Origin of the sequence: Chryseosolibacter indicum, from assembly GCF_018598585.1 — a bacterium.
GTDB lineage: Bacteria > Bacteroidota > Bacteroidia > Cytophagales > Cyclobacteriaceae > Chryseosolibacter > Chryseosolibacter indicus.
The window spans coordinates 14,108-40,183 of record NZ_JAHESD010000036.1; the positions used below are offsets into that span (position 1 = coordinate 14,108).

Annotated in this window: 22 protein-coding genes; 6 read left to right on the top strand and 16 right to left on the bottom strand. The window is 39.5% G+C overall.

All coding sequences use genetic code 11. The features are described 5' to 3' along the window. Position 1: 1 nt before the first annotated feature. The gene (gene lipA / locus KK060_RS15165; RefSeq protein WP_254154605.1) at positions 2 to 889 is read left to right on the top strand and encodes a lipoyl synthase; all 888 of its coding nucleotides are present in this window, start codon (positions 2 to 4) and stop codon (positions 887 to 889) included. A gap of 177 nt (positions 890 to 1,066) precedes the next feature. Then, complete coding sequence (locus KK060_RS15170; protein ID WP_254154606.1) at positions 1,067 to 1,267, top strand: hypothetical protein; 201 nt, start codon at positions 1,067 to 1,069, stop codon at positions 1,265 to 1,267. A 53-nt stretch (positions 1,268 to 1,320) separates the two neighbouring features. Here KK060_RS15170 and KK060_RS15175 read toward each other — a convergent pair whose 3' ends face one another. The 10 genes from KK060_RS15175 to KK060_RS15220 form a co-directional block, all read right to left on the bottom strand. Then, on the bottom strand, positions 1,321 to 4,149 hold the full coding sequence (locus KK060_RS15175) for a M16 family metallopeptidase (protein ID WP_254154607.1): 2,829 nt from the start codon (positions 4,147 to 4,149) through the stop codon (positions 1,321 to 1,323). 35 nt (positions 4,150 to 4,184) lie between these two features. After that, complete coding sequence (locus KK060_RS15180) at positions 4,185 to 4,985, bottom strand: inositol monophosphatase family protein (protein WP_254154608.1); 801 nt, start codon at positions 4,983 to 4,985, stop codon at positions 4,185 to 4,187. 103 nt (positions 4,986 to 5,088) lie between these two features. Beyond that, positions 5,089 to 5,799, bottom strand: coding sequence for a 16S rRNA (cytidine(1402)-2'-O)-methyltransferase (rsmI, locus tag KK060_RS15185; protein ID WP_254154609.1), 711 nt, complete (start codon positions 5,797 to 5,799; stop codon positions 5,089 to 5,091). Next, on the bottom strand, positions 5,799 to 6,032 hold the full coding sequence (locus KK060_RS15190) for a 4a-hydroxytetrahydrobiopterin dehydratase (protein ID WP_254154610.1): 234 nt from the start codon (positions 6,030 to 6,032) through the stop codon (positions 5,799 to 5,801). The genes rsmI and KK060_RS15190 overlap by 1 nt, the downstream gene beginning before the upstream one ends. A gap of 54 nt (positions 6,033 to 6,086) precedes the next feature. Beyond that, a complete protein-coding gene (locus tag KK060_RS15195) occupies positions 6,087 to 6,350 on the bottom strand; it encodes a DUF493 family protein (RefSeq protein WP_254154611.1) in 264 nt (87 codons plus the stop codon). 54 nt (positions 6,351 to 6,404) lie between these two features. Further along, complete coding sequence (locus tag KK060_RS15200; protein WP_254154612.1) at positions 6,405 to 8,528, bottom strand: peptidylprolyl isomerase; 2,124 nt, start codon at positions 8,526 to 8,528, stop codon at positions 6,405 to 6,407. 182 nt (positions 8,529 to 8,710) lie between these two features. Further along, on the bottom strand, positions 8,711 to 9,979 hold the full coding sequence (locus tag KK060_RS15205) for a hemolysin family protein (protein WP_254154613.1): 1,269 nt from the start codon (positions 9,977 to 9,979) through the stop codon (positions 8,711 to 8,713). Positions 9,980 to 10,179: 200 nt separating this feature from the next. Further along, entirely contained in the window at positions 10,180 to 10,779 is a 600-nt protein-coding gene (gene lptC / locus KK060_RS15210) for an LPS export ABC transporter periplasmic protein LptC (protein WP_254154614.1), read from the bottom strand. Continuing rightward, on the bottom strand, positions 10,745 to 12,016 hold the full coding sequence (gene bamG / locus KK060_RS15215) for a BamG family beta-barrel-assembly machinery protein (protein WP_254154615.1): 1,272 nt from the start codon (positions 12,014 to 12,016) through the stop codon (positions 10,745 to 10,747). Before bamG ends, lptC begins: the two co-directional genes overlap by 35 nt. Next, complete coding sequence (locus tag KK060_RS15220; protein ID WP_254154616.1) at positions 12,003 to 12,722, bottom strand: type III pantothenate kinase; 720 nt, start codon at positions 12,720 to 12,722, stop codon at positions 12,003 to 12,005. Before KK060_RS15220 ends, bamG begins: the two co-directional genes overlap by 14 nt. A 43-nt stretch (positions 12,723 to 12,765) precedes the next feature. Between KK060_RS15220 and KK060_RS15225 the strand changes: the two genes are divergently transcribed. Both KK060_RS15225 and KK060_RS15230 read left to right on the top strand, forming a co-directional pair. Continuing rightward, positions 12,766 to 13,842: an anhydro-N-acetylmuramic acid kinase gene (locus KK060_RS15225; protein WP_254154617.1), complete on the top strand. Its 1,077-nt coding sequence runs from the start codon at positions 12,766 to 12,768 to the stop codon at positions 13,840 to 13,842. A 42-nt stretch (positions 13,843 to 13,884) separates the two neighbouring features. Continuing rightward, a complete protein-coding gene (locus tag KK060_RS15230; RefSeq protein ID WP_254154618.1) occupies positions 13,885 to 15,114 on the top strand; it encodes a Glu/Leu/Phe/Val dehydrogenase dimerization domain-containing protein in 1,230 nt (409 codons plus the stop codon). A 47-nt stretch (positions 15,115 to 15,161) separates the two neighbouring features. On the opposite strand, the gene nhaD is transcribed toward KK060_RS15230, so the two are convergent. From nhaD to dnaK, 4 genes are all read right to left on the bottom strand, one after another. Then, entirely contained in the window at positions 15,162 to 16,538 is a 1,377-nt protein-coding gene (gene nhaD / locus KK060_RS15235) for a sodium:proton antiporter NhaD (protein ID WP_254154619.1), read from the bottom strand. Positions 16,539 to 16,612: 74 nt separating this feature from the next. Then, positions 16,613 to 17,935, bottom strand: a complete 1,323-nt coding sequence (locus tag KK060_RS15240) for an aspartate kinase (RefSeq protein ID WP_254154620.1) — start codon at positions 17,933 to 17,935, stop codon at positions 16,613 to 16,615. A gap of 145 nt (positions 17,936 to 18,080) precedes the next feature. Next, complete coding sequence (locus KK060_RS15245; protein WP_254154621.1) at positions 18,081 to 19,082, bottom strand: sugar phosphate isomerase/epimerase family protein; 1,002 nt, start codon at positions 19,080 to 19,082, stop codon at positions 18,081 to 18,083. 161 nt (positions 19,083 to 19,243) lie between these two features. Next, positions 19,244 to 21,172 carry a molecular chaperone DnaK gene (gene dnaK, locus KK060_RS15250; RefSeq protein WP_254154622.1) on the bottom strand — a complete coding sequence of 643 codons (1,929 nt, stop codon included), beginning with the start codon at positions 21,170 to 21,172 and terminating at the stop codon, positions 19,244 to 19,246. Positions 21,173 to 21,836: 664 nt separating this feature from the next. On the opposite strand from dnaK, the gene KK060_RS15255 reads away from it, so the two are divergent. Continuing rightward, positions 21,837 to 22,118, top strand: coding sequence for a hypothetical protein (locus tag KK060_RS15255; RefSeq protein WP_254154623.1), 282 nt, complete (start codon positions 21,837 to 21,839; stop codon positions 22,116 to 22,118). A 63-nt stretch (positions 22,119 to 22,181) separates the two neighbouring features. On the opposite strand, the gene KK060_RS15260 is transcribed toward KK060_RS15255, so the two are convergent. Both KK060_RS15260 and KK060_RS15265 read right to left on the bottom strand, forming a co-directional pair. Next, positions 22,182 to 22,928 (bottom strand): collagen-like triple helix repeat-containing protein, encoded by a 747-nt coding sequence (locus tag KK060_RS15260; protein ID WP_254154624.1) that lies wholly within the window; start codon positions 22,926 to 22,928, stop codon positions 22,182 to 22,184. Positions 22,929 to 23,390: 462 nt separating this feature from the next. After that, a complete protein-coding gene (locus KK060_RS15265) occupies positions 23,391 to 24,362 on the bottom strand; it encodes an aldo/keto reductase (protein WP_254154625.1) in 972 nt (323 codons plus the stop codon). Between the two features lie 127 nt (positions 24,363 to 24,489). On the opposite strand from KK060_RS15265, the gene KK060_RS15270 reads away from it, so the two are divergent. After that, a complete protein-coding gene (locus KK060_RS15270) occupies positions 24,490 to 26,073 on the top strand; it encodes a peptide chain release factor 3 (protein WP_254154626.1) in 1,584 nt (527 codons plus the stop codon). Positions 26,074 to 26,076 lie beyond the last annotated feature (3 nt).

Genomic DNA, 26,076 nt, shown 5'->3' on the forward strand with positions numbered 1-26,076 from the left:
CATGATTGAACTACCCGTAATTACTCAGGAGGAGACACGTAAACGCAAACCAAATTGGCTTAGGGTTAAATTACCGGTTGGCCCTGATTATGCCCGGGTTAGGAAATTGGTTGACAATTATAAACTTCATACGATCTGTGAAAGCGGTAATTGCCCAAATATGGGTGAATGCTGGGGAGCCGGAACAGCCACTTTTATGATTCTTGGTAACATTTGCACAAGAAGCTGTACTTTTTGTGCTGTTGCCACCGGCCGACCTACCGAATATGATGTGGAAGAACCTAAAAGGGTTGCTGAAGCCATCAAATTGATGCAGGTAAAACACGCTGTTATTACTTCGGTAAACCGCGATGAACTTAAAGACAGGGGCGCTGAAATTTGGTATCAGACTGTTGTTGAAACGAAAAACTTAAGTCCCGAAACTACCATAGAAACCCTTATACCTGACACCAAAGGTAATTGGGATGCATTATACCGAATGATAGAGGGGGGCCAGGAAGTTGTCTCGCACAATATGGAAACGGTGGGCCGGCTATACAGAAATGTAAGACCACAAGCCAAGTACGAAAGAAGTTTAGAACAGATCAGAAGAATCCGTGAAGCAGGAAAACGAACCAAGTCTGGAATTATGCTCGGTTTAGGCGAGACCAAAGATGAGGTTCTTCAGGCTATGGACGACTTAGCTAATAACGGATTACTAATACTTACCCTTGGTCAATATCTTCAGCCTACAAAGCTACACCATGAAGTAATTGAATTTATTCATCCGGAAACATTTGAAATGTACAAGGAAGAAGGCTTAAAAAGAGGACTTCGCTATGTGGAGTCGGGTCCTTTGGTTAGGTCTTCATATCATGCGGAACGGCATGTTAATGTTCCCATAGTTTAAGCAGCCTTATTTTCTATTCAAGTTACTCCCGGTTGGTTATTTAACTTCATTAAAAGTAATTCAACTCTTATAACCGTATCGCTGCATTTAATGGGCATTGTGTTTTAATTAATGTTTATACTAACAACGTTAGACTTAAACTATTGAATTCAATGTTCAACTAAATTTTAAAAAAAGATGAAAAAGCTATTGTTTGCTATTCTAGCCGTTACAGCGTTTGCTTGTGGTGGTGGTTCTAAAACGGAAAATCAAGAGGCGGGTACTGAACAAAGTACAGAACAGAACACTGATGAAACCTTGTCTCCAGACACAGCATCTACAGAAACACAAGCTACTGATACAACTGCAACAGATGGTGGCACTCCAAGACAACCATAGTAATAAAAAAATAGGCTCATGAGAGCCTATTTTTTTACATAAGGCTTCGCCTTTCAATTATGAGCTTCTGGATTTAATACAACTTGTACATAATTAGTTGTATCAAGGTATTTGTTCGCGACCGCTTTAATATCGTTTGATGTTATTGCTGATATCCTTTTTTCGTAAGTAAGAATGGAGGATGGTTCAATACCAAGTTCTCTATTCTGGAGAAGTTGCCTCGCCCAAAACGCATTATCTTTAATATTAACAAGGTATTGTTGCTTCCACGTTTCTTTAACTTTATTTAAGTCAGCTTCTGAAGGGCCTTTTGTTTTAACTTTTACTATTTCATCCATTGATGCTTTTATAAGTTTATTAACATTCTCGGGTCCACATGGAAGCGATAGCCCTACCGAATAATAGCTATATGGATATTTATTTAAGCTGGCATACATTCCTCCTCCATAAATGCCACTAAGGTCTTCCCGGAGTGTCTCTGTTATCTTAATATTCATAACCTCCGCCAGTGCCTGAAGTTTAAGCTGCTCTGCTTCTGAGTATGGCGCCTCTCCATTCCAAAAAATACGAATGAAACTTTTAGGCTCTGTTCCCTTTCTTACCTCTCTCTGTATTGGACCCTTATTGGCCCTCAATCCCACATCTTTAAAAGAAGACACTTTCCCTGTCGACGGTAGACTTCCGAGATATGTTTTAAGCAAAGGCTTTATTTCTTCGACATCAAACTTCCCCACAATAACGAATGTAAAGCCTGACGCATCACCAAATCGTTCTTTATAAATTGCCAAAGCACGATGTCTGTCTATTTTTGAAAACGTCTCAGGGGTAGGGAGCTTAGGAGCCCAAGGGTGGTCTTCGTACAATATATGAATTACAGAATCCTGAAAAGTATATTGAGGATCTGAAGTCATATTTTGATACAGTGCTTGCTGTTTCGTAACGAAGGAATTAAAAAGTTCTGCGTCCTCTCTGGGTTCTGTAAAATACAAATATGTAAGCTGAAGCATTGTCTCTACATCAACAGCACTACATTGCCCGCTTACCGACTCAGAAACAGAACCTATGCGTGGAGATACACTTGCATTCTTACCAGCTAACACTTTACGTAAATCTACAGGAGAGAATTGTCCAACACCCATTTGAGTAATCGCAGTTGATGCAAATTCGGCATTGAGCCTTTCCTTCGGATCGTATAAATACTGACCTCCAAACCGCGATGCATTCATAACCACCTGATCATTTTTATAGTCAGTTGGTTTTAAGATTACCAGTACATCGTTAGCAAATTTTATGGTAGTCGTTCCTAATTCCTTGTTTTCACTTTCATTAACAATTTTACCAGGCGCGGGAGCCTTTTGAATTAAGGATGTGGCTATCTCCTTTTCCTCATAACGCTTCACTTCTGTTTTACTTGCTTCTTCAGCAATTCTCAGCAGTTCTTCATTTGTAGGAATCTTGAAGTCTGCTTTATCAGGACCTGTAAAGATGACTAGCTTAGGCGCATTATCAGCAGGAATTTTTTCCGCTGTTAGTCTATTAACTTCCTCGATCGTAATATTTTCAAGAAATTCTTTGTAATAAGCATATTCATTTTCAATACCCGGAATAGGCTCTCTATTAAGGAAATGATGAATATATTCTTCTACTAAGTTATCTGACTCAGTTTTATCACGTTCATTAAAACTACGCTCAATACTTTTGAGCATTACTTTTTTTGTTCGTTCCAGTTCCGCAGCTGTAAACCCAAACTTTCTTGCACGTTCATTCTCCTGCATTAACGCCTCAATTGCCGGCTTAGGACCACCCTTACTTACATAAGCGAAGGAATTAAAGCCCTCATATCCCCTTGCCCAACCCCCTATGTTACTAGCACCAAAAACAAAAGGTGGTTCAGCCTTTTGCGTAAGCTCCTGCATACGCTGGCTTAGCATATTTCTGAAGAGTATTTCTACAAGGTACGTTCTATAATCTCCGACTGTTTTCTCTTCCTTTACTTGATGATAGGGGTAGTAAATTTCAACAACATGATTCGTCGCTTCTTTATCTGTTACCACAAGTCCTTCTGATTTAGATCTGGGAGGCACAGTTGCTAAATCCCTATTTCGTTCTTTAACAGGATTTTTGAGATTAGAAAAGTGCTTCTTAATTAAACGTTCTGCTTCTGTTGGATCTAAGTCGCCCACAACAATCACGGCCATCAAATTAGGGCGATACCAATCCTTATAAAACCGTTTGATTACATCTGGCTTAAAGCTTTTAATAATCTCTGCTTTACCAATGGGCAACCTGTTGGAGTACTTAGATCCCTCAAACATTTTAGGATACGTAACCTTAAATATGCGATCGTCAGCTCCTTTACCTAGTCTTTCCTCTTCAAGTACAACGCCACGTTCTTTCTCAATTTCACCTGCATTGAACGCAATTGTACTTGCCCAATCCTCAAGAATCTGAAAACCTTTCTCTACGTTCTCCTTCTTTTCAGTAGGAATTGGTAGTATGTAAACTGTTTCATCAAACCCGGTATACGCATTAAGGTCTGCACCAAATTCAACGCCAATGGATTGAAGAAAGGAGACGATATCATTTTTCTTAAAGTTTTTTGATCCATTGAAGGCCATGTGTTCTGTAAAATGAGCAAGACCTTGTTGGTCTTCATCTTCTAGAATAGAGCCTGCATTAATAACTAACCTAAGCTCTACTTTCTTTTCAGGACGACCGTTCTTACGAATATAATAAGTTAGCCCGTTCTCTAACTTGCCAATTTTAACAGCGGGATCTAGTGGTAGTGGTTGCTGAAGTTTATCCTGGGAAAATACAATTAAAGGAACAAAGACGATAAGTAACACCAACGTCTTAAACGCCATCTTATTAATAATACCCATAGTTTTACAAACGATACAAGAATGAATGTATTTTACTAGTATCCCCAACGCGTTTTAATTAGCTGAAGCATCTCCTCATGGACTAACATATTAGCAGCACATAATTCATTACCAAAGACAAAATCTTTTCCTCCTTTAAAATCAGTTACCTTACCTCCTGCTTGTTGAACAATAAATGCTCCTGCTGCAACATCCCACGGATTAAGATTGTATTCAAAAAAGCCTTCAAGTCTTCCGCATGCTACATAAGCAAGGTCAATAGCTGCGCTGCCCAGCCTTCTGATTCCATGAGTATGTTTAAGGAAGTGCTTGATGATATCCAGGTAAAGCTCGCTTTTACCAGAGTGATTATAAGGGAAACCTGTTGCTAGAAGACTCTCTCTTAATGTGGGGATTGCAGATACTCTGATTTGCTTCTCGTTACAGTATGCAGCATCGTTTTCTATGGCATGAAAACATTCATCACGACCTATATGATATACAACTCCAAGAATGGTGTCGTCACCTCGTGTTAATCCTATACTGATGGCATATGTTGGCATACCATGCAAGAAATTTGTAGTACCATCAAGAGGATCGATAATCCACTTAAACTCCTCTTTCACATTTTGTTCTACTGTTCCCTCTTCTGTTACAAATCCTGCTTCAGGAACAAGCTTATGAAGGGCATCAACAAGTCTTTTCTCAGCTTCCTTGTCAACATATGAAACTAAATTATTGAAACCAGTTTTCTGTTCGATACGAGTTCGATCGAACGCCATGCCTTCTTTACGTATGAAATCTCCAACCTCTAGGCTTGCTTTGATTACCCCTTTTTGTATTGTTTGTAAGTTCATGATTAAATCTATAATGGAGACTTATAAATTCTGTAAGCTCCTTGTTATCCTTCTGTTATATTAACAATTCATGCAAAAATGAATTCTTTAAAATGCTGTTTATTTAACTTTCATCATTGGGAAGGTTCTCTGAATTACCTTCAACAACAATAACAATCTCCCCCTTTACTTCTTTGCTTTTAAAATGCTGCAATACTTCTTCAAGCGTCCCATTAACTGTTTCCTCAAATTTCTTTGTCAGCTCCCTTGACACAGACACTTTTCTGGTGCTTCCAAGATGTTCAACCAATTGCTCCAACGTTTTTACCAGTCGATAAGGTGACTCATAAAAGATCATTGTTCTTTTTTCAACTGCCAGTTCTTTAAGCAAAGTTAACCTACCTTTTTTATGCGGAAGGAAACCTTCAAATACAAATCTATCTGCTGGCAACCCCGATTTAAGCAGCGCAGGAACAAATGCTGTTGCTCCCGGTAAACATTCAATTTGCAGGTCGGCGTGAATACAAGCTCTTGCTATAAGAAACCCAGGATCAGAAATACCCGGTGTTCCCGCATCAGAAACCAGTGCCATAGTTTCACCTTCCGCTAATCGCTTTAGAAGGTTATTTAATATCTTATGCTCATTGAAATTATGAAAGCTCTGTATCGGCTTATTAATTTCATAATGCTTCAGAAGAAATCCTGACGTACGGGTATCTTCTGCCAAAACAAGATCTACAGATTTTAGAATTTCCAAAGCCCGAAGCGTAATGTCTCCCAGATTACCGATAGGTGTAGGTACAAGAAATAAAGAAGTCTTTCTCCCTTCCCCCATTATATTAACTTATTTATTTCAGCAGCAAGGGTCCTGTCTTTATCGGTAATAACGTTGCCAGCATCGTGCGTGCATAATTCAATTAAAACCTGATTATAAGTATTTGTCCAGGTAGGATGATGATTTATTTTCTCAGCTACAATGGCAACCTTTGTCATAAAGCCGAAAGCTTCTATAAAATTCTTGAACTTAAAATTTCGCTTTAAACGATTGTTCTCTTCCTGCCAATCCATAATGCTCCAAGTTTTACAAGTACGATTTAAAACATTTGGCAAGAAAAGCAAAGCTTACAAAGCAATAAGTCCTTCAATAGTAGAGGCTTGCTCATAAATATCAACCACGGCTTCACTTGAGGGCATCATCATCTGTATCGTTATACTTGTGTATTTACCCTTTGTAGAATGTTTCTCTGAAGCTTCATGCTGAGGAAAAAGTCTTTTTACTGCATCCTCTTTTCCTGTAGGTACAATAAATTTAAAAATATATAGGGATGGCCAAGCATAATGTTGGTCGAGTTTGAGCTTAAAGTTTTCAATCCACTGCTTATCCATAAAAATAAAACCGCCCTTGCTTTAGACAAGGGCGGCTTCTCGTATTAAAATCGATTAATAAAATTTATAACGCTTGTCTTCAATATCTGCATTGTCTTTTATAGCCTCTGCAATACTAAATGAAGATCTATTCAAGGCATTCTGTTCCAAAGGCGCTTTAAAATTACTGTATTCCTGAATCTCAGGAGCAACCGTTTTATTTTGCACCTCTATTACAAACACTCCATTTTCACCGGCAAACGGCTTAGAACGCTTACCATTTTCAAGAGAAAAGGCTACTCCAATTGCCTTAGGATCAAAGCCTGCCGTTGGTAATGAATTACTGCTAAGCTTTAGGTCACTTGTACTGTAAACATTGGCATCACTTCCATAAGCTTTTGCAATTTCATCTAACGTTCCGTTAGCAGCCTGAAGTTTCTCAATGATTTGCTTGCTCTTAATTTCATTGCGAACCAGAGGTAAAATTTCATCTCTAACTGTCTCGAGAGAGCGGTATCCCTTATCAGTTTTACCAGTAAGTACCGCTACCGCGTATTGATCCTGAAGGTCAAAAACCTCAGATACTTTGCCAACAGAAGCGTCTCTGAAGGCCCACTGAACAATTTGACGTGCTTCACCTAGAGTACCGATTCTTCGCTCGTCAGCACCGATGTTTTTAGCATCAAGAGCCGCATAACCTTCTTTTTTTGCTCTCTCTACAAATTCCTTTTCATCAGATAAATCAGCTGCAAATGCTTCTGCTTTTCTGTAGATTTCGTTTGTTGTTTCATCGCTTGCTGATATCTCCCTTTGAACGGTAGCTAATTTATAAGCTGTATTATCCTTAGCATTAGTAACCTTAATGATGTGATATCCAAATTGCGTTTCAACTACATCATTAAGCAGGCCCGGTTTATTAACAGCGAAAACTGCATCTTCAAAAGGCTTAACCATTCGTCCGGATGAGAACCATCCCAAATCGCCACCGCGTGTTGCAGTTCCGTCTGTTCCGTGTTCTCTTGCTTTTGCCTCAAAAGAAGCTCCTCCTTTAATTTCTTTTAAGATATTTCGAGCCTTTTCTTTTGCCGCCGCTTTTGCCTCAGGAGTCTCGTTATCCCATTTTATCAAAATGTGACTTGCTCTAGCACTTGAAACAGTGTCTTTTGTAATACCTGACACCTTCACTACTTTGTAAGTATTGCCATCAACAAATGGGCCGATTACTTTGCCTTCTTTTAGATCCTCTGAATTAATAAACTCAGGAAGTGAGGATACATTAAAGGTCCCAAAAGCATCTGGTCCCTCAGAATTTGAACTTGCATATGCTGAATCATCCTCAGTTTTAGATAATTCTTGAGCAATCTTTTGCATTTCATTTTTTATAGCAAGTGTATCATCTGCTGTCGGAACAATAGGAAAAGCTGCGTACTTAACATCCCGTGACTCCTCAGTTTTGTATTTTTCCTTGTTTCTGTTGTAGTAGTCTTTAAGGTCAGAGTCGCCAACATTGGCAGCTGAATCACTTACTGCATAATAAGGGACGTAAACAAACCTTGCTTCCGCTACATCTGATTGTAAGTGATACTCACGTTCTGCCTCAGCTTTTGTAACGTAGTTTGTCTTGATAAGCAAATTCTCATATTTAATGCGCTCACGTCCGGGAATCAAATCACGTTGAAATATCTCCCAACGCGTACGCTGTTCCTGCCACATTTGTCGCATCTGAGGATCTGCAGGCGGGTTATTAAGCTCTTTCAAATAGCTGATCAATCTATCTTTGTCGAACTGGCCTGTCTGAGGATTGGTAAAAGCTTGCTTAATGTTTTCATCAACGTTTTTACCCCACACCATATCTTCCTGTTCTTCCGCTGGTACATCAACCCCAACTTTATCGTATTGCTTTTGAATGGCGTATCTTAGAATCAACAACTCCCAGGCTTGCTGACGGAGGGTCGGCATCTCATTTTCACCCGGCTGACGGCCAAAGTTAAGGATATAGTTTGCTTCACGCTCCTGAACCGCCTGTTGGTACTCCTCAAGTGAAACCGAATGCCCTCCGATTTCTCCTACTTCGTTGTTGTTAAAAAGTACTGAGCTGCTCCCAAAAAGATCGTTCAGGATAAAAGCTAAGATCGCAACAAACACAAATATCACCACCCAGGTGCCCATTTTGTTGCGCAAGGTCCCAATCAATGCCATAATTTATTTGCTAGTGTTATTAAATGACGTAATAAAAACTGCCGTTTAAGTGATACTTCAAATGAATGAAGCCTGCAAATTTAAGTGGTTATTGTCATTAGTAAAACATAGTGCGTAAAAAAGAAATACACACGTTCACATCAAGCAGAAACAGAAGGATAAGTAATTGATAATCAATAAGGCTATTTTTTATCAATCACTAATTTAACTATGTTAATTCTTGTCTCTTCTGTTGATTCTATAATAAAAGTAAATGGTTCAAGCCTTATTATTTCCCCCGGTTTAGGAATATTTCGCGCATTTTCAAGAATAAGACCTCCTAAAGTTTCATAATCACCTACAGGTAAGTTCCACCCATAATTGTCATTTAAATAGTCGATTTCTAACCTTGCACTAAGCCTGTATGTGTTATTATCAATCTTTAACTCGATAAGATTATCTACATCATGCTCATCCTCTATCTCTCCAAATATCTCTTCAATAACGTCCTCCATACTGACTAATCCGGATGTACCACCAAATTCATCGACTACTACGGCAAGGCTTTTGCGTTCATTAATTAGCCGGATCATCAACTCATTTGCCAAGGTTGTCTCCGGAACTGTAATGATAGGAGTTAATATTTCTTCAATTGTCTTAGGTTTTTTAAATAAGGCCGATGAGTGGCAATAACCAATAACATCGTCTATTGCTTCCCTATAAACAAGTATTTTTGAATGCCCACTATCAATAAAAGTTTGATGCAGCTTTTGAATCCCATCGCTAAGGTTCACAGCAACAATTTCAGTGCGTGGAATCATGCAATCTCTTACCCTCACCGTTTTGAAGTCTAGCGCATTGGTTAATATCCTCTTATCAAGTTCTATGTTTTCTTCATCAGGCTTAATTCGGTGAATACTTTGCAAATACTGATTTACATCGGTTAAGCCGAACACCGGTCTCTCTTTAGAGTAGGCTAAACCGAGCACACTTACAATGATAAACTTTGAAAAGGAGGTCACTAAGTACACCAATGGGAATAAACACAATGCGAATAAGGCAAAAGGAATTGCCAATATTGTAAGCATCTTGTTTGAATTAATGATGAAAAGGCTTTTTGAAAGAAATTCAGCTGTATATAGAATAATTAGCGTAAGCAGAAATGTAAGTATCACAAGCAGTAGCCAGATACTGGTAAGTGTAGGTGCCCAGCTGACTAAGGCCGGAACAATCAATTGAGTTGTTAGCGTAGAGAATAGAATAAGTGCTGCGATGTTTCCAATTAGTGTTGTCCCGATAAACCAGGTAGGACGATCAATAAAAAAACAAAGTATCTGACCGGGAATTTGCCCTAGCTTACCCTCAAGTTCTATTTGTAATTTATTTGCTGATAAGAAAGCTACCTCTATTCCTGAGAAAAAAATGGCGAACGTGAGAGAAACTAAAATACCTGCTATAATAGGAGCTTCCATTTATGATTTATTTCGCTTTCTTAAATTTAGAATAAAAAAAAGAATCAACGCCACCATTACAACCCAGTAAGCATTCGCAAATCCGATTGTCATGATTTGATGGATGCCGATAATTAAGAAAGCTACAGCGAGTGAAAGAAGAATAACGTCAACGAGTTTCATAACCTAAAGCAAAGATATCATGGATTACAGTAGCAATCCTATTCCTTCACTGCAAATTCACCAGTTGGTTGAAGGATAGTGTAATCAGACATATCCTGTTTTGCGTCAAGACCTTTACCGTAAATGACATCCTCCTCCTGGCGTATTGTAACAAATTTCTCTGTAAAGATTTTCTCTTCCGCAGGTTTCCAGAAAAGCTCTTCTGTATTAAGCTGCTCATTCTTCGCAACATTCTTTACCTCTACTTTTCCCCTGCCACGCCATTGATTATCCTTTTTAAAATAGTAAGCCTCATTAGCACGAAGGGTTGATTCAAGTTTACCTGTTAAATCGTAGAATTCAAGATAAATGCCTTTAGGAAACTCCCTGTCACCGTTTTCATATTCATAAACCTTATCTGCCAGCATCTTCACCTTTACCCTGTCATTTTCACTGTAGAACAACTCCATTTTCTCTACCTCCCGCGCTGGCCCAGTGTACTCAACGGGCTCCTTAACCTCAGATTGATTACAACTTGTCAAGCACAACGAAAGCAGGAAAATCAATAACGAAAAGGCCATAGGTATGCTATGGCCTTTTGGTGCATTAATATTTCTTATCCTTTTAATCAAATTTCCTTCTGATAAACCACTGATCATTGAATGTTATGCCAAAGTACACCCGAAAATAATCCTCTTCGAAAATGTTCTCTTTTCTGTTCCCTCGCTTCCCATATTTAAATGCAAAGTCTAAGCTTGAACGGCCCGTGGGAAGCGAAAAGCCAAAATTAATGCCAATATCTTTCACACTGTTATTATTTGCTAAATAAGGATATTCCTCTATTGAGCCGCCTACCCTATAGGTAATTCTTTTAAGGTAGTTCTCTGAAGCAAAAGCATCTGGAGTTATTTCACCACCTAAAGAAACCCTCCATGCACTCTTTAACCCCTCGTCGTCTTTATTTACACTTTTAAAGTTAGTCCAATCACGATAGCTGACTTCAGTACCGATTGTCCATTTGCCCCCCCTGCTCAATGAAACACCTGCGGTAATAGCGCCCGGCATTGAGATATATCCTTTATGTGTTGAAAGTGTGTCCTCGTCTGCGCGATCATCAACATTGGAGACGCGGTAAATTGTTGTTCTTTGCCTGGTACTCAAATCTGTTGCAAAGTCATACACCGCTCCAAAACTCAAGCGGTACTTTTGCCTTGAGAATAAGGAGTCGCGACTGAACGAAAAACCTGCTGAAAAAGCAAAGTCTTTTACATAACTACGCTCTTCAATAGCAGCAGGATAATTTATAGGCTGCTGCGAGGTTTTTAATTGTCCTTGATATGTATTTAAAATAGAGCCGAATAAGTAAGATGCCCTCAATCCAATTGCAATTTCACGTGTTAACCGAACGCCATTAGACCAGCTCAGTTGCGTAACCCCTCCTTCACCACTTTCTATTACATTTATTGAGTCGGTGCCGTTAATAACTGGTTCTGTATAAGACAACCTGTAATTAACACTTGTATACGGAGACAAAGATATTGAGGTAGACCACTTGGTCGGCTTTATAGGAAAAGCAGTTGTAAGGTAATTGAGATTGCCCCCTGTATTTTTTTCCCTAGCATCAGCTGCCCTTAAGGTTCTTCTTTCACCTACAACACCAACCTGAAATACAGTTAGGTTGTTGTAAACCAATAGTGCTGGGTTCTGGGAATTTGCATACCAAAATTGTGGTTGGCTCACGCTTACACCTCCCATTCCCTGGTTATTTACCAAAGCATTACCATACTGCTCACCAATACCAAATGTACTGAAAGGTGTTTTGGTCGCTTGCCCGTTTACTTGTGTTATTGCTAATAAACTTAATAAGGCGAAGAAATACGATTTAGAGATTGACATTATAGATCAAAATGCTGTTTAACCCAACAAGAACCAAATCCGGGCTTGCAAATATGGAAGCTTTAAGTTTGTTTTCAAAAAAGCGAGCGTCTCCGCCGCATAAAATCACCTGCAAATCACCAAATTTCATCCTATATTGTTCAATTATTCCATCCAACTCGGCAACTAAGCCATTAATTACCCCGCTTTGAATACAGGTTTCGGTGCTATCGCCTATCAACTCAGGAGTTTCTATCGGTGATATTAACGGTAAGCGGGCAGTAAAAGTATGAACGGCCTGAAAACGCATCCTTAAACCTGGTGATATCGCTCCTCCCCGATAGTTTCCATCCTTGTCAATAAAATCAAAGGTAATGCAGGTACCCGCATCAATAACAAGGCAATTATTAAATGGAAATAGTTGCTTTCCTCCAGCAACACCAGCAATTCTATCAACACCTAACGTAGCTGGTGTCTTGTACAAGTTTGTAAGGGGCAGCGGAAGTGTGTGTCGCAGAATTAATCTTTTTCCATTCACCAATGGCCATTCTGCTATTTCGTCCGCTTCACTTTTTACTGAACTGATTATAAAATTATCGGCGGTTGAACTTTGCAAAAAGACTTTTAGATCTTTCTGATCGTTAAAGCTATGCTTTTCCATCAGGTTTTGATGATCGAAAATACCTACCTTGGCGGCACTGTTACCCAAATCAACAACTACATTCACAGCACGGATGTATTAAATATGAATCGACAATTACGTCAAATGTATGGATTCAAAAGATAAATATAAAGTTATCGGATTGATGTCAGGGACTTCATTAGATGGTCTTGATATAGCCTTTTGCAGCTTCATTAAAAAAGAAAAAGGATGGAGTTTTAAAATTGATAAAGCTGAAACAGTTAAATATTCATCCTCCTGGATGAATAAACTTTCTCAGGCACATCAGTTGAGCGGCGAGCAATTAATCGAGCTCGACATAAGCTATGGCGAGCTCCTTGGCGCGCTTACAAAAGACTTTCTCGTAAGAAATAAATTGAAGGCCGACTTCATTGCATCTCATGGTCATACCATATTTCACCAGCCGAGAAGAAAATTTACTTATCAGCTTGGCAATGGTAATGCAATTCATGCGATAACAAACACGCCTGTTGTTTATGATTTCCGATCGCTTGATGTAGTACTCGGAGGTGAAGGTGCTCCCCTTGTACCTGCAGGAGACGAATTCTTGTTCGATGAATATGACGTTTGTCTTAACCTGGGTGGTATCGCCAATCTTTCTACGAAGGTTAAGAAACAACGACTTGCTTACGACATCTGTTTCACCAACATGGGACTAAACTACCTGGCGTCACTCGTCAAAAAGAGTTACGATAAGGATGGTGTCATGGCAAGTACTGGTGAAATAAACAGTGAATTGCTAAAAAGTTTAAACAAGATCTATAACAAATTTCGCAACAAACGTCCATCCCTTGGGAGAGAAATGTTTGAGCTTCAAATCCTGCCTCTTTTAAATAATAAAAAGATTCCGTTAGAAGACAAACTCAGAACTTTTACGGAATCCGCAGCAAGGGAGATAATAGATGCAATTGTATCGCATAAGAAGAATGTGAAAGTACTATGCACAGGAGGCGGAGCTTTCAACTCATTTCTTATCTCTAGAATGCTGGAGCTGGGAGGCGATGATGTAACGCTTATTATCCCTGAAGATGAGATTATAAAATTTAAAGAGGCACTTGTATTTGCATTCCTTGGCCTGCTGCGTATACGAGGCGAAGTTAATTGCCTGAAAAGCGTCACGGGAGCAAGCAAAGATTCAAGCGGAGGTATTTTGGCAGGTTTCTGATAGTTCATCATCTTTGCGCACTCATTAACCAATTACAAATCGATGAAAGCGCTTTTACAGAAGTTCGAGACTAAACATCCCGAGATTGTTTTTGAATGGAAGGATACCGAAACAGAGGCAGAAGGCTGGGTTGTCATTAATTCGCTACGCGGAGGAGCTGCAGGTGGCGGCACCAGGATGCGAAAAGGACTTGACAAGCGCGAGGTAGAATCGCTCGCAAAAACAATGGAGGTGAAGTTTACAGTTTCAGGACCACCCATTGGAGGCGCTAAATCAGGAATAAACTTTGATCCTAACGACCCAAGGAAAAAAGGTGTTTTAAAAAGATGGTATGCCGCAGTCATGCCTTTATTAAAATATTACTACGGTACTGGTGGGGATTTGAACGTTGATGAAATTCATGAAGTAATTCCCATAACTGAAGAAACCGGTATATGGCATCCTCAGGAAGGTGTATTTACAGGCCATTACAAACCTTCCGAAGCACAAAAGGTAAATCGTATCGGTCAGCTAAGACAAGGTGTTGTTAAAGTTATTGAAGATGAAACTTTCTCTCCATCATTAAAGAAAAAGTACACTGTAGCTGACATGTGTACGGGATACGGCGTAGCACAAGCGGTTAAACATTATTATGAATTATGGGGCGGAGAGCTAAAAGGCAAGCGAGCTGTTGTGCAGGGCTGGGGTAACGTAGGTGCTGCAGCAGGGTTTTATCTCGCACAGCTGGGAGTAAAAATTGTAGGTATTGTAAGTCACGAAGGCGGTCTTATCAATCAAAAAGGCTTCTCCTTCGAAGAAATACGACAGCTTGTTGTAAACAGAAATGGTAACAAACTCATATCTGCTGACATTCTTCCTTTTGAAATAGTCAACCAAAAAGTATGGGATCTGGAATTTGAAATCTTTATTCCTGCGGCTGCCTCAAGACTAATTACAAAAGAACAGGTTGACAAGATGATTGCATCAAAAGTTGAAGTCTTTTCCTGTGGCGCCAATGTTCCTTTTGCCGATCCTGAAATATTTTTTGGCCCTACAGGGCTATATGCAGATGAGAAATTCTCGGTAATTCCTGACTTCATTGCCAATTGCGGAATGGCAAGGGTATTTGCCTATTTTATGGAGAACCAGGTAAACATGGACGATGAATCTATCTTCAGTGATATATCACAAACGATAAAAAGTGCGCTAATAAAAACACATTCGCTAAACCAAAAGAAGACAGGAATAGCACAAGCTTCTTTTGAAATTGCACTTAAACAACTTGTAAAATAATTCTATCAAAGAGATTGGCTCGATTATGCTGCCAATCTCTTTCTTCTTCATAAATACTGGTGAAGGAGTACATACAAACCTGCACCACCAGCATATCCCAGAAGTGCCAACAGACTTATTTTTCTGACATACCATATAAAGTCGATCTTCTCCATACCCATGGCAGCTACACCCGCAGCAGAACCAATGATCAAAATACTGCCCCCTGTTCCGGCACAATAAGCGAGGTATTCCCAAATGAAGTGGTCGGTAGGATAGGTTTCTAACGAATACATTCCCATACTTGCAGCTACCAAAGGTACATTATCCACTATGGCTGATAGAATACCAATCAAGGCAATAATGATTGTTTGATTTCCGATACTCTCAGCGAGATATTCTGAAAAACGTTGAAGTACCAACATCGATTCAAGTGCACTAACAGCCAGCAGAATACCCAGGAAGAATAAAACACTCGGCACATCTATCCTTGAAAGGGCTCCCGCTGCAGTATATTTTTTTCTTGATACTTCATCCAGCTTCGGATGTATTAATTCCGAAACAACCCACATAATACCAAGACCTGCCATCATTCCGATGTAGGGGGGAAGATGTGTTATAACTTTAAAAACAGGTACACCAAGCATAAGTCCGATACCTAAAATTAACATCAGTTTTCCTCCCCCTACTACCACCTCACTTTTCTGTGAACGCTCTTCAACTACCTGAGCAGAATTATTTTTCATTGTTAGCGAAAGGTATAAGAGAGGAAGAAGCAGTGTAACCATACTTGGCAACAGCAATCCCTTCATAATGTTAAACGTCGATACCTGGCCTCCAATCCACAGCATTGTGGTGGTAACGTCACCCATGGGAGTCCATGCCCCACCTGCATTTGCAGCTATTATAATCATCCCTATGAAAAGCAGTCTTCTTTCACGATCAGTAACGAGTTTCCTGACTAAGGAAACCATGACAATAGTTGTTGTGAGGTTATCTAAAACACCTGATAGAAAAAAAGAAACCCAGCAAACAATCCAGAGAAGGACCTTGGGATTTTTAGTTTTTATCTTTTCCGTTATAAAACGAAAGCCGTGGTGTGCATCGATCAATTCAACAATCGTCATTGCACCTAACAAAAAGAATAGTATCTCTGATATTGATCCCAGGTGGTGGGATAACTCATGCGAGACAAAATGATTAAAGACTTCTGACTGAGAATAAGTTTCAACTTTCTCCGTGCCTGCTTCATCTTTTAAAAGTGAAACAAACTCCTTAAAATGTTTACTCAGAAGGAGGTTTTCAGTTGGCGATGAGATGACAAACAAGGTCCAGCAAAGAACACCCGTAAGAAGCGCCGTTGCTGTTTTATTGATTTTTATAGAATGCTCTAAGGCTATAAGAACATAGCCTATAACAAATACCGCAATGATTATAAATTCCATCACGGCAAATTATAAACCAGAAGGCAAGAATCAAGGAGTAAATGTCAAAGAATACATTTACTCCTGATAATAGCTTACTTTAAGCCGAACAACCCTTCATTGAGAACGTTAAGGGCTTTCTCCTTGTATTGTTTATCGATCAATATAGAAACGTTATTAGCACTTCCACCACAAGACACCATGCGGATAGGAACTTCAGTGAGAGAAGTAAATACTTTTTCAAGAACACCTTTCTGATTCATGATCTTATTTCCAACAATGCAAATGATAGTCTGATCTTTATCCACTTCAATTGATCCAAACTTTTTAAGCTCAGTTTCAATGGCAGGAAGATTTGCGTTGTTATCAATAGTGAGGGAAACTGCCACTTCAGACGTTGTTATCATGTCGATCGGCGTCTTATAGCTCTCGAATATTTCGAACACCCTACGAAGAAAACCATAAGCCATCAGCATTCTTGACGATTTAATATTAATTGCTGTAATACCGTCTTTTGCAGCAATAGCTTTAAAAGTACCTTCTGACCCTTTTTCAGTTATGATAGTGCCAAAAGCCTTTTCATCCATTGTATTCTTCAAGCGCACAGGCACGTTGTATTTCTGCGCCGGAACAATAGTTGATGGGTGAAGAATTTTAGCGCCAAAGTATGCCAATTCAGAAGCTTCGTCAAAAGTAAGTTCCGAGATTGGTACTGTCTTCTTAACAATACGCGGATCATTATTATGCATACCATCAATGTCCGTCCAGATCTGGACTTCTTCAGCTTGTATGGCAGCACCAATGAGCGATGCAGTATAGTCACTGCCTCCTCGTTTTAAATTATCAATTTCATTTTTATGATTTCTACAGATATAACCTTGGGTTATAACGATGTCTATATTTAGCAACGACGCAACAAGTGGCTTTAATCGTTTTGAAATCTTCTCAAGTTCCGGCTCTTCATTTTCATCTATTGACATGAAGTGAAGGGCAGGTAACAGACGTGAAGATATTTTTCGCTCCTGAAGATGTTGGTAGAAGAGTTCAGTTGAAATTAACTCTCCTTGAGCAAGAAGTTCGCGGTAGCTTTTATTATCGAACTGGCCTGCAGCCAATAAACGGATCAATATAAAATATCGGCTTACTATCTCCTGACCAATAGCCTTAAAAGCTTCGCTTTCAAAAAGCTCATTAATAAAGTTATGGTAATGCTTTTCAAGTGCTGTTATTTCTTCCTCAGCCTTTGCTCCTTGTCCAACTGTAAGGTTATCACCTATTGATACCAAAGCATTGGTTGTTCCCGACAAGGCCGATAGCACAACAATCTTTTTACCTGGTGTAGCTGTTACCAGGTTTGCTATCTTTTTCATTCTTTCGGGCTTGCCGACGGAAGTACCGCCAAATTTTAATACCAGCATATTATTTTTAATTTTTAAAAAGCTGGCAAATTTACTTATCTGAATGTAATTATTTAGAAGAATGAAAAGATGTTTTTTTACTAGACAAACAAGTGTTCAGTTGCTTACTAGCTCCTCGTCAACAACTGAACACTTAATGATTTTATTATGCTATTTGCATCCCTACCCTTTCAAGCAATGCCTTTGTAGCACGGATTCCTTCTACCTCAGAAAGCTTACTTCCTTCGTATTCTATGCCTACATAGCCATTAAATCCGGCGCTTTTTACAATATTTAACATCTTGTTATAGTCTGTTTCTGTACAATTGCCCTGCTCATCAAAATCATGAGTTTTCGCACTTACACCTTTTGCGAATGGCATCATTTCTTCTACCCCTTTATAGCGGTCATATTCTTCAACACACGCAGACTGCCACATATCGCCTTTCTCACGTCTGATACAGAAATTACCAAAGTCAGGAAGCGTGCCGCAGTTATCTTTACCTACACCCTTCATAACTCCTGCCAACCATTGACCATTTGAAGAATATCCTCCATGGTTTTCTACGATAATACCGATGTTTACTTTTTCAGCATATTCGCTCAGCTTGCTCAACCCATCAATGGCCGCTTTTGAAACTTCTTCTGCTGTACCTATTCCGAAGGCATTCACACGAATAGAATGACAACCTAAAAACTTGGCAGCATCCACCCACTTGTAATGATTCTCAACAGTTTTTTGTCTCTTCTTAGCATCCAGGTCTGCCAGTTCTCCTTCACCATCACACATAATCAATACACTGGTGACGCCATTGTCATCACAGCGTTTCTTCAACTCCGCCAGGTACTTTTCATCTTTTGCCTTATCCTTAAAGAACTGATTTACATATTCGACATTGGTAATTCCAAATTCATTCTTTGCCTTTACAGGGAAATCAAGATTATCAAATTCTTTAGCAAATAACGCTTTATGTAACGACCACTGAGCAAGTGAAATCTTAAAGAAAAGCTCCTTTGATTTTCCGGCTTCAGCAGAAGAAGCTGTGGCAGTAGAATCTTGCGTATTTTCAGATGAAGATTTGCCGTTGCAAGACGATAACATTCCTGATCCTAATGAAGCAGTGAGTGTTACAAGGCCTAATGAGCGGAGAAATTCAGTGCGATTCATAGTTTGAGTTTGAGTTTGTTAAGTATAAAAGAAATGTAGCTATTTTTTTAACAAACTACGCAAGCGATTGCTTAACAGAGGTTTTTGGAGATGAAGAGAGGTATGTGCACAAAAAAGCCCCGGTTTCCCGAGGCTTTCTCAAAATACTATTTTAAATAAAATTACTTCTTATTGTCATTCACTTCTTCGTACTCAACGTCTGACACATCGTTGCTTGCTGAAGCACTTCCGTTTCCAGCTCCTCCTGCTGCGCCAGCACCTGGTGCACCACCTGGTTGCCCGCCAGTAGCCTGGTACATTTCAGTTGCAGCTGCTTGCCATGCAGAATTGAGCGCATTCATAGCAATATCAATAGCGCCGATGTCCTGATTCTTATGCGCATCTCGCAGTTTGTCGAGCGCATTGTTGATCGCTGATTTATTGCCTTCAGAAAGCTTATCACCATACTCCTTCATCTGCTTTTCTGTCTGGAATATGAGCGAGTCAGCCTGGTTGATCTTCTCGATCTGTTCTTTCTGCTTTTTATCCGCTTCTGCATTAGCCTGAGCTTCCTCCTTCATCTTTTGGATTTCAGCATCTGTCAAACCTGAAGAAGCTTCAATTCTGATCTTCTGCTCTTTTCCGGTTCCCTTATCTTTTGCAGATACGTGAAGGATACCGTTAGCATCGATGTCGAATGTTACTTCGATTTGAGGGATACCACGTGGTGCTGGTGGAATTCCATCAAGATGGAATCTTCCAATGGTTCTGTTGTCTTTTGCCATTGGTCTTTCACCTTGAAGCACGTGTATCTCTACCGATGGCTGGTTGTCTGCAGCTGTAGAGAAGGTTTCAGACTTCTTTGAAGGTATGGTAGTGTTCGATTCAATTAGCTTGGTAAATACACCACCTAATGTTTCAATACCTAATGAAAGCGGAGTAACGTCTAGTAACAATACATCTTTTACTTCACCGGTTAACACACCACCTTGTATAGCAGCCCCTACAGCAACAACCTCATCAGGGTTTACACCTTTTGAAGGTTTTTTACCAAAGAACTTCTCTACTTCTTCCTGTATACGAGGTATACGAGTAGATCCTCCTACAAGAATTACTTCATCAATCTCTGATACAGACACGCCTGCATCTTCAACCGCTTTGCGGCAAGGTTCAAGTGTTCTGCGTACAAGATCGTCAACTAATTGCTCGAACTTAGCACGTGTTAATTTCTTCACAAGGTGTTTAGGTACACCATCTACCGATGTAATGTAAGGAAGGTTAACTTCAGTTTCCTGAGAGCTTGAAAGCTCGATCTTCGCTTTTTCAGAAGCTTCTTTTAAACGTTGAAGTGCCATAGGATCTTTACGAAGATCTACGTTCTCTTCACGCTTAAACTCGTCAGCTAACCAGTTCATGATACGTTGGTCAAAGTCGTCACCCCCTAAGTGTACATCACCATTAGTAGATTTTACTTCAAACACACCATCACCAAGTTCAAGTACAGAGATATCGAATGTACCACCACCAAGGTCGTACACTGCGATTTTCATATCTTTATTTTTCTTATCCAAACCATAAGCCAACGCTGCAGCTGTAGGTTCGTTAATGATTCTTTTTACATCAAGACCTGCAATCTGGCCGGCTTCTTTTGTAGCCTGGCGTTCAGCATCATTAAAGTAAGCAGGCACTGTAATAACAGCTTCTGATATAGTAGTTCCAAGATAATCTTCGGCAGTGCTCTTCATTTTTTGAAGAATCATAGCAGAGATTTCCTGCGGGGTATACAAACGGTCACCAATTCTTACACGAACAGTATCATTATTTCCACGTTCTACCTGATAAGAGACCATTTTCATTTCACCGTTAACGTCATCATACTTCTTACCCATGAAGCGTTTGATAGACATTACAGTATTTTTAGGATTGGTTATAGACTGGCGTTTTGCAGGATCTCCCACTTTACGCTCTCCTTTTCCATCATCCAAAAAGCCGACAATTGAAGGGGTTGTCCTTCTTCCTTCGCTGTTTGCAATAACTACAGGTTCGTTACCCTCCATTACTGCCACACAGGAGTTAGTAGTACCCAAGTCGATTCCAATAATTTTTCCCATGATATTTTTAAGGTTTACAAGTTCAACACTAAGACAATGAGTACCTGCCTTTGAACAATGGTTGTGCCAGCATGGTTTTACTGACATTAAGGTGACACATTGGCAGAAAAAGGTGAAAACAGCGTTAAATAGAGGCCTGGACTCTAAAAAATGTCACAACCTAATCTTTTTGATGACGGCCAGTCAGATTAGTTTCCCCTTCGAACCCGAATTCCCTTGAACTACAATTCCGATTTAATAGTGGAAGCGTCGTGAGTACGGGGCGAATACATAGCAAATACATCGAAGAAACAATGTAAATAAGGCGTAGACACGGCGTAGGATCGAGAAAAGGGCCTTTTATCGATCCTACATCGAACGTACATCGAACCTACGACGTATGTAAGATGTATTTCCAATGTATTCAGACCGATATTACGCCGTTATCAAGTTTATTCAAAGGGTTTCTTTCCGTCTGTAACCGATTGCCAGTAAGTAGCATTACTGACAACTTTTTTGTTTTATAGAAATGAGATAATGGATAAAAGTGCCTCGCGCATAGAGCAACATCAAAAAATAACGGATAGAGACCACATCCACTACTGAGATAAAGCAAATTACAAGAAGATGTTACATCATTTATCGGCACGATACGATCAGTGGTATCTTTGATAAAATTCAGGAGATGATGAGACGTGTATGTATTCCCTTTTTAATTATTGCTTTAACTTTTTCAGCGTGTTCTAAAAAAACAGTTGTTCTACAACCTAAGTCTGGCACAACGACAAAATCTGGTTCGCTACCGCCAGGGCAAGCAAAAAAAGTTTCAGGAAGTAAATCTGCGAAAGAGTATGCCCCAGGCCAGCAGAAGAAAGCTAGTCCAAGCCCAGCCACTGAAGCTTCATCAGATAAGAAACGTAATTCTTCTGATAAGGGTAATGGCGGAGGAAAGAAAAAGAAGAACTAAAAATTAATGTAAATAAAAAAGAGGCTGCAAGGAGCCTCTTTTTTATTTACAACATAGCAAAGTTTATTTCTTTAAAGCATTTTTAAATGCTGTCATAATTTTTTCTTTTACTTGCTCTTTGCTCATTCTACCGAAATCATCACTTTCAGATTGTACGTATTCATAAACAATTACATTTCCTTCTAACTTTAATGTCACTTCTGACCCTGAATTGTTATACTCCGCCGGAATAGTTACATTCACAGTAAACGTAAATACTCCAGTTTCAGGATTATAAGTATAACTAGTAATATCAAAATCTTCTCCTTCTAAATACCACTCCCCAAAACTTGCTTCAAAATAAAAATATTTCAAATTGTTGGATATGGTAGTATTAATAGAAACGTATTGGTCATACTCTTTTGATCCTTCTACTTCCCACTCATAAAGGTTATAGTATAAGACATCAGGATCACTTTCATAATTAGCTACAATAGGATGCGAGAATCTCGCAACATTGAAGCCTTTTTCCGTTTCGCCATCAAAATAAACAGAACTTAAATCCAAATCCGGAAGTGAATATTTGAAGTCTAATTGCTTTGAAAAAGTATTACCCTTAGGATCGATACCCTCAACTGTAACCTTTATATTTCCTAATGAAGTAGCATCTTCAAAACCTTCGCCTGCATCGCCTTTATCGCCTTTGGTGCCTTGCTCACCTTGAGCCCCTGCCGGGCCTGGTTCTCCCTGGTCACCTTCACAAGCAGAGAAGATAGTTGCCATAGAAATGAATAGAATACTTAAATAAGTAGTGGGGTTTAAAAATTTCATAAATGTGTTTAAATGTTTTGCTTTAATTTTCTACTGCAACCTCTAACGAAAGAGGAAGCAACAGGTTTAAATTTTCTTAAAAATATTTTCAGTCAAACGTTTAACTACCGTAAAATTAGGAATTTAAAAGAAGCGTAATGCAACTCGTCGGAAGAGCAGAATACATTAACATTACTTGTGTATTTACAGCAGTTAGTTAATCATAAAGTGTATCCATTTGCTTACCAAAACTTGTCTGATTAACGTTTTTTCACTGTAATCCCATTTGCGGTTGAATCACGAACTTGAACCCAAGTTTAGAATGGGAGAAGAATAATTAAGTTATTTGTGTAATTCTTACACAGAGTACGAAAAAAGTAGAAGCATTTTGAGAGGAAAATATGATTATAAAAAATAAAGAGGCACCTAGCCTCTTTATTCATCACATTTAGATTATTTAATCTATCTGGTACTTAGGTATAACTACTGAGACCATTCTGTTGGTGTTCTATCCCATCGGTGATCTTTAAGTTTAGTAAGAAGAGTTTTGTCTAGCTTCTTACCATCGCTTGTTGCTGTGTTTGCTTTTACATTTTTAATCTTCCGCATTCCAGGAATGATAGTATGAACATCATCATTACACAAAATGAAACGAAGGGCCATCTCAGGCATTGTCATACCTGAAGGAACGAGTGGCTTAAGCGCATCTGCATGATCAACACTTGAATTAAGATTTTCAGGAACAAAGTATGTTGCACGCCAATCGTCTTTCGGAAAGACCGTGTCTTTCGTAAGTGTACCTGTTAACGAGCCTTCATCAAAAGGAACCCGTGCAATAACTCCTACATCTAACTTTCGGCATAAAGGAAACAGTTTATCTTCAGGGGATTGATCAAAAATATTATAGATCACCTGTACTGTGTCTATTAAGCCAGTCTCCAATGTTTTCAATACATTGTCTGGTTCCCATCGGTTTACACTAACGCCGATGTGTTTTATCTTACCTTCCTTCTTTAGTTTTGTAATGGCTTCCTTCCATTCGTCTTTATCATGCCACCCATCTTCCCAAACATGAAACTGTTGCAGGTCGATACATTCAACATTTAGATTCTTCAAACTCTTTTCCGTGTATTCAATGATGTGTGTTGCAGGGAAGCACTCATCCAATGTATAATGAGATTTAGAAGGCCATTTAAAGTTTTTAGGAGGGATTTTAGTTGCAGCGTATAAGCGTTTGTTGCTATGGCGTTTCAGTAGCTGCCCTAGTATTTGCTCGCTTTTGCCCGCACCGTAACCCCAGGCGGTGTCGTAAAAATTACATCCCAGTTCAACTGACAGTTCCAGCGCCTGGTCTACTTCGGAGGAGTCTGTGCCTGTCCAACCTGCCAAGCCCCACATGCCGTAGCCTATTTCGCTTACATTCCAGTTTGTTCTGCCGAATCTTCTGTATTGCATATTGTGTTATTGAATTGCCCGAATATAGTTTTTCGGGGTTAATAAAAAAGTCATACGCGTGCACATTTTAACTACTTTTGCACCCGGATTGAACAAATCGACAATACGTACAGTTTTATTAAGTTTGATGAGTTTGGAACAGGAAATACAGAAACGCCGAACATTTGGAATTATAAGTCACCCCGATGCGGGAAAGACTACTTTAACAGAAAAACTGCTTCTCTTCGGAGGGGCTATTCAAAAGGCAGGAGCCGTAAAATCGAGCAAAATTAAGGACCATGCCCGCTCTGACTGGATGGAAATTGAAAAGCAAAGGGGTATCTCTGTTGCTACCTCTGTGATGGGCTTTAACTACAAGGATGTTAAAATAAACCTGCTTGATACCCCTGGTCACCAGGATTTCGCCGAAGATACATACCGCACCCTTACAGCTGTTGATAGTGTTATCATGGTTATCGACTGTGTTAAAGGTGTTGAGATACAAACAGAAAAACTTATGGAGGTATGCCGCATGCGGAATACACCTGTTATCTGTTTTATTAACAAATTAGACCGTGAGGGAAGAGATCCATTCGAGCTTTTGGATGAGATTGAAGAGAAACTAAACATTAAAGTTCGCCCGTTGAGCTGGCCCATTAACATGGGGAAAGCCTTTAAAGGTGTATACAGCCTTTACGAAAAAAGTCTGCATTTATTTACGCCGAGTAAAACTACGGTTGAAGAAGGCATAGAGATTAAAGATATTAATGACACACTTCTTGACGACTACGTGGGTGAAAACAACGCCAAGCAGTTACGAGCCGACATCGAATTGATTGAAGGTGTATATCCCGATTTTGATATTGAAGATTACCTGGAGGGCAAGGTTGCCCCTGTTTTCTTTGGTAGTGCGGTTAACAACTTTGGTGTAAAAGAACTGTTAGATACTTTCATCAGAGTTGCACCTCCTCCCATTCCAAGGGAAACAACAGCGAGAATTATTGAGCCTAACGAAAATAAATTCTCAGGATTCATTTTTAAGATTCATGCAAACATGGATCCTAAACATAGGAACAGGATTGCGTTCTTAAGAATCTGCTCCGGTAAGTTTGAAAGAGGTAGTAACTATTACCATGTACGATTTGACAAAAGCCTTCGCTTCTCCAATGCTACCGCCTTTATGGCACAAGATCGTGAGACGGTAGATGAAGCATGGCCTGGCGACATCGTTGGTATATACGATACCGGTAATCTTAAAATTGGTGATACACTTACTGAAGGTGAGAAGGTGTTATACACTGGTATTCCCAGCTTCTCTCCCGAAATTTTTAAAGAAGTAGTAAACATGGATGCGATGAAAACCAAACAGCTTGAAAAAGGTTTATCGCAACTTATGGAAGAAGGCGTTGCACAGCTTTTCACTTACGAACTTGGAAAGAAAAAGGTAGTAGGTGTAGTAGGTGCCCTTCAGTTTGAGGTAATTCAGTTCCGGCTAAAGAATGAGTATAATGCCACTGCTCAGTTTGTTCCGCAGAACATTTACAAAGCATGTTGGATAAGCAGTAAAGACCCTAAAAAGCTTGCCGAATTTATTGAGTCGAAGCAGAGACATATTGCTCGGGACAAAGATGGAAAACTTGTATTTATGGCTGAGTCACGAGCGTGGCTTCAAATGGTGCAAGACAACTTCCCCGAAATCCATTTTCACTTTACTTCTGAGTTCAAAGATTAATTA

What these genes read in the sequence shown, in the direction of transcription:
- bamG (WP_254154615.1), bottom strand. Translation starts at nt 12,016, where the DNA reads ATGTCAATCTCTAAATCGTATTTCTTCGCCTTATTAAGTTTATTAGCA.
- KK060_RS15230 (WP_254154618.1), top strand. Translation starts at nt 13,885, where the DNA reads ATGAAAGCGCTTTTACAGAAGTTCGAGACTAAACATCCCGAGATTGTT.
- KK060_RS15200 (WP_254154612.1), bottom strand. Translation starts at nt 8,528, where the DNA reads ATGGCATTGATTGGGACCTTGCGCAACAAAATGGGCACCTGGGTGGTG.
- rsmI (WP_254154609.1), bottom strand. Translation starts at nt 5,799, where the DNA reads ATGGGGGAAGGGAGAAAGACTTCTTTATTTCTTGTACCTACACCTATC.
- KK060_RS15205 (WP_254154613.1), bottom strand. Translation starts at nt 9,979, where the DNA reads ATGGAAGCTCCTATTATAGCAGGTATTTTAGTTTCTCTCACGTTCGCC.
- lptC (WP_254154614.1), bottom strand. Translation starts at nt 10,779, where the DNA reads ATGATCAGTGGTTTATCAGAAGGAAATTTGATTAAAAGGATAAGAAAT.
- KK060_RS15225 (WP_254154617.1), top strand. Translation starts at nt 12,766, where the DNA reads ATGGATTCAAAAGATAAATATAAAGTTATCGGATTGATGTCAGGGACT.
- KK060_RS15265 (WP_254154625.1), bottom strand. Translation starts at nt 24,362, where the DNA reads ATGCAATACAGAAGATTCGGCAGAACAAACTGGAATGTAAGCGAAATA.
- KK060_RS15255 (WP_254154623.1), top strand. Translation starts at nt 21,837, where the DNA reads ATGATGAGACGTGTATGTATTCCCTTTTTAATTATTGCTTTAACTTTT.
- KK060_RS15260 (WP_254154624.1), bottom strand. Translation starts at nt 22,928, where the DNA reads ATGAAATTTTTAAACCCCACTACTTATTTAAGTATTCTATTCATTTCT.
- KK060_RS15245 (WP_254154621.1), bottom strand. Translation starts at nt 19,082, where the DNA reads ATGAATCGCACTGAATTTCTCCGCTCATTAGGCCTTGTAACACTCACT.
- KK060_RS15195 (WP_254154611.1), bottom strand. Translation starts at nt 6,350, where the DNA reads ATGGATAAGCAGTGGATTGAAAACTTTAAGCTCAAACTCGACCAACAT.
- KK060_RS15170 (WP_254154606.1), top strand. Translation starts at nt 1,067, where the DNA reads ATGAAAAAGCTATTGTTTGCTATTCTAGCCGTTACAGCGTTTGCTTGT.
- KK060_RS15190 (WP_254154610.1), bottom strand. Translation starts at nt 6,032, where the DNA reads ATGGATTGGCAGGAAGAGAACAATCGTTTAAAGCGAAATTTTAAGTTC.
- dnaK (WP_254154622.1), bottom strand. Translation starts at nt 21,172, where the DNA reads ATGGGAAAAATTATTGGAATCGACTTGGGTACTACTAACTCCTGTGTG.
- KK060_RS15240 (WP_254154620.1), bottom strand. Translation starts at nt 17,935, where the DNA reads ATGCTGGTATTAAAATTTGGCGGTACTTCCGTCGGCAAGCCCGAAAGA.
- KK060_RS15175 (WP_254154607.1), bottom strand. Translation starts at nt 4,149, where the DNA reads ATGGGTATTATTAATAAGATGGCGTTTAAGACGTTGGTGTTACTTATC.
- lipA (WP_254154605.1), top strand. Translation starts at nt 2, where the DNA reads ATGATTGAACTACCCGTAATTACTCAGGAGGAGACACGTAAACGCAAA.
- KK060_RS15270 (WP_254154626.1), top strand. Translation starts at nt 24,490, where the DNA reads ATGAGTTTGGAACAGGAAATACAGAAACGCCGAACATTTGGAATTATA.
- KK060_RS15180 (WP_254154608.1), bottom strand. Translation starts at nt 4,985, where the DNA reads ATGAACTTACAAACAATACAAAAAGGGGTAATCAAAGCAAGCCTAGAG.
- nhaD (WP_254154619.1), bottom strand. Translation starts at nt 16,538, where the DNA reads ATGGAATTTATAATCATTGCGGTATTTGTTATAGGCTATGTTCTTATA.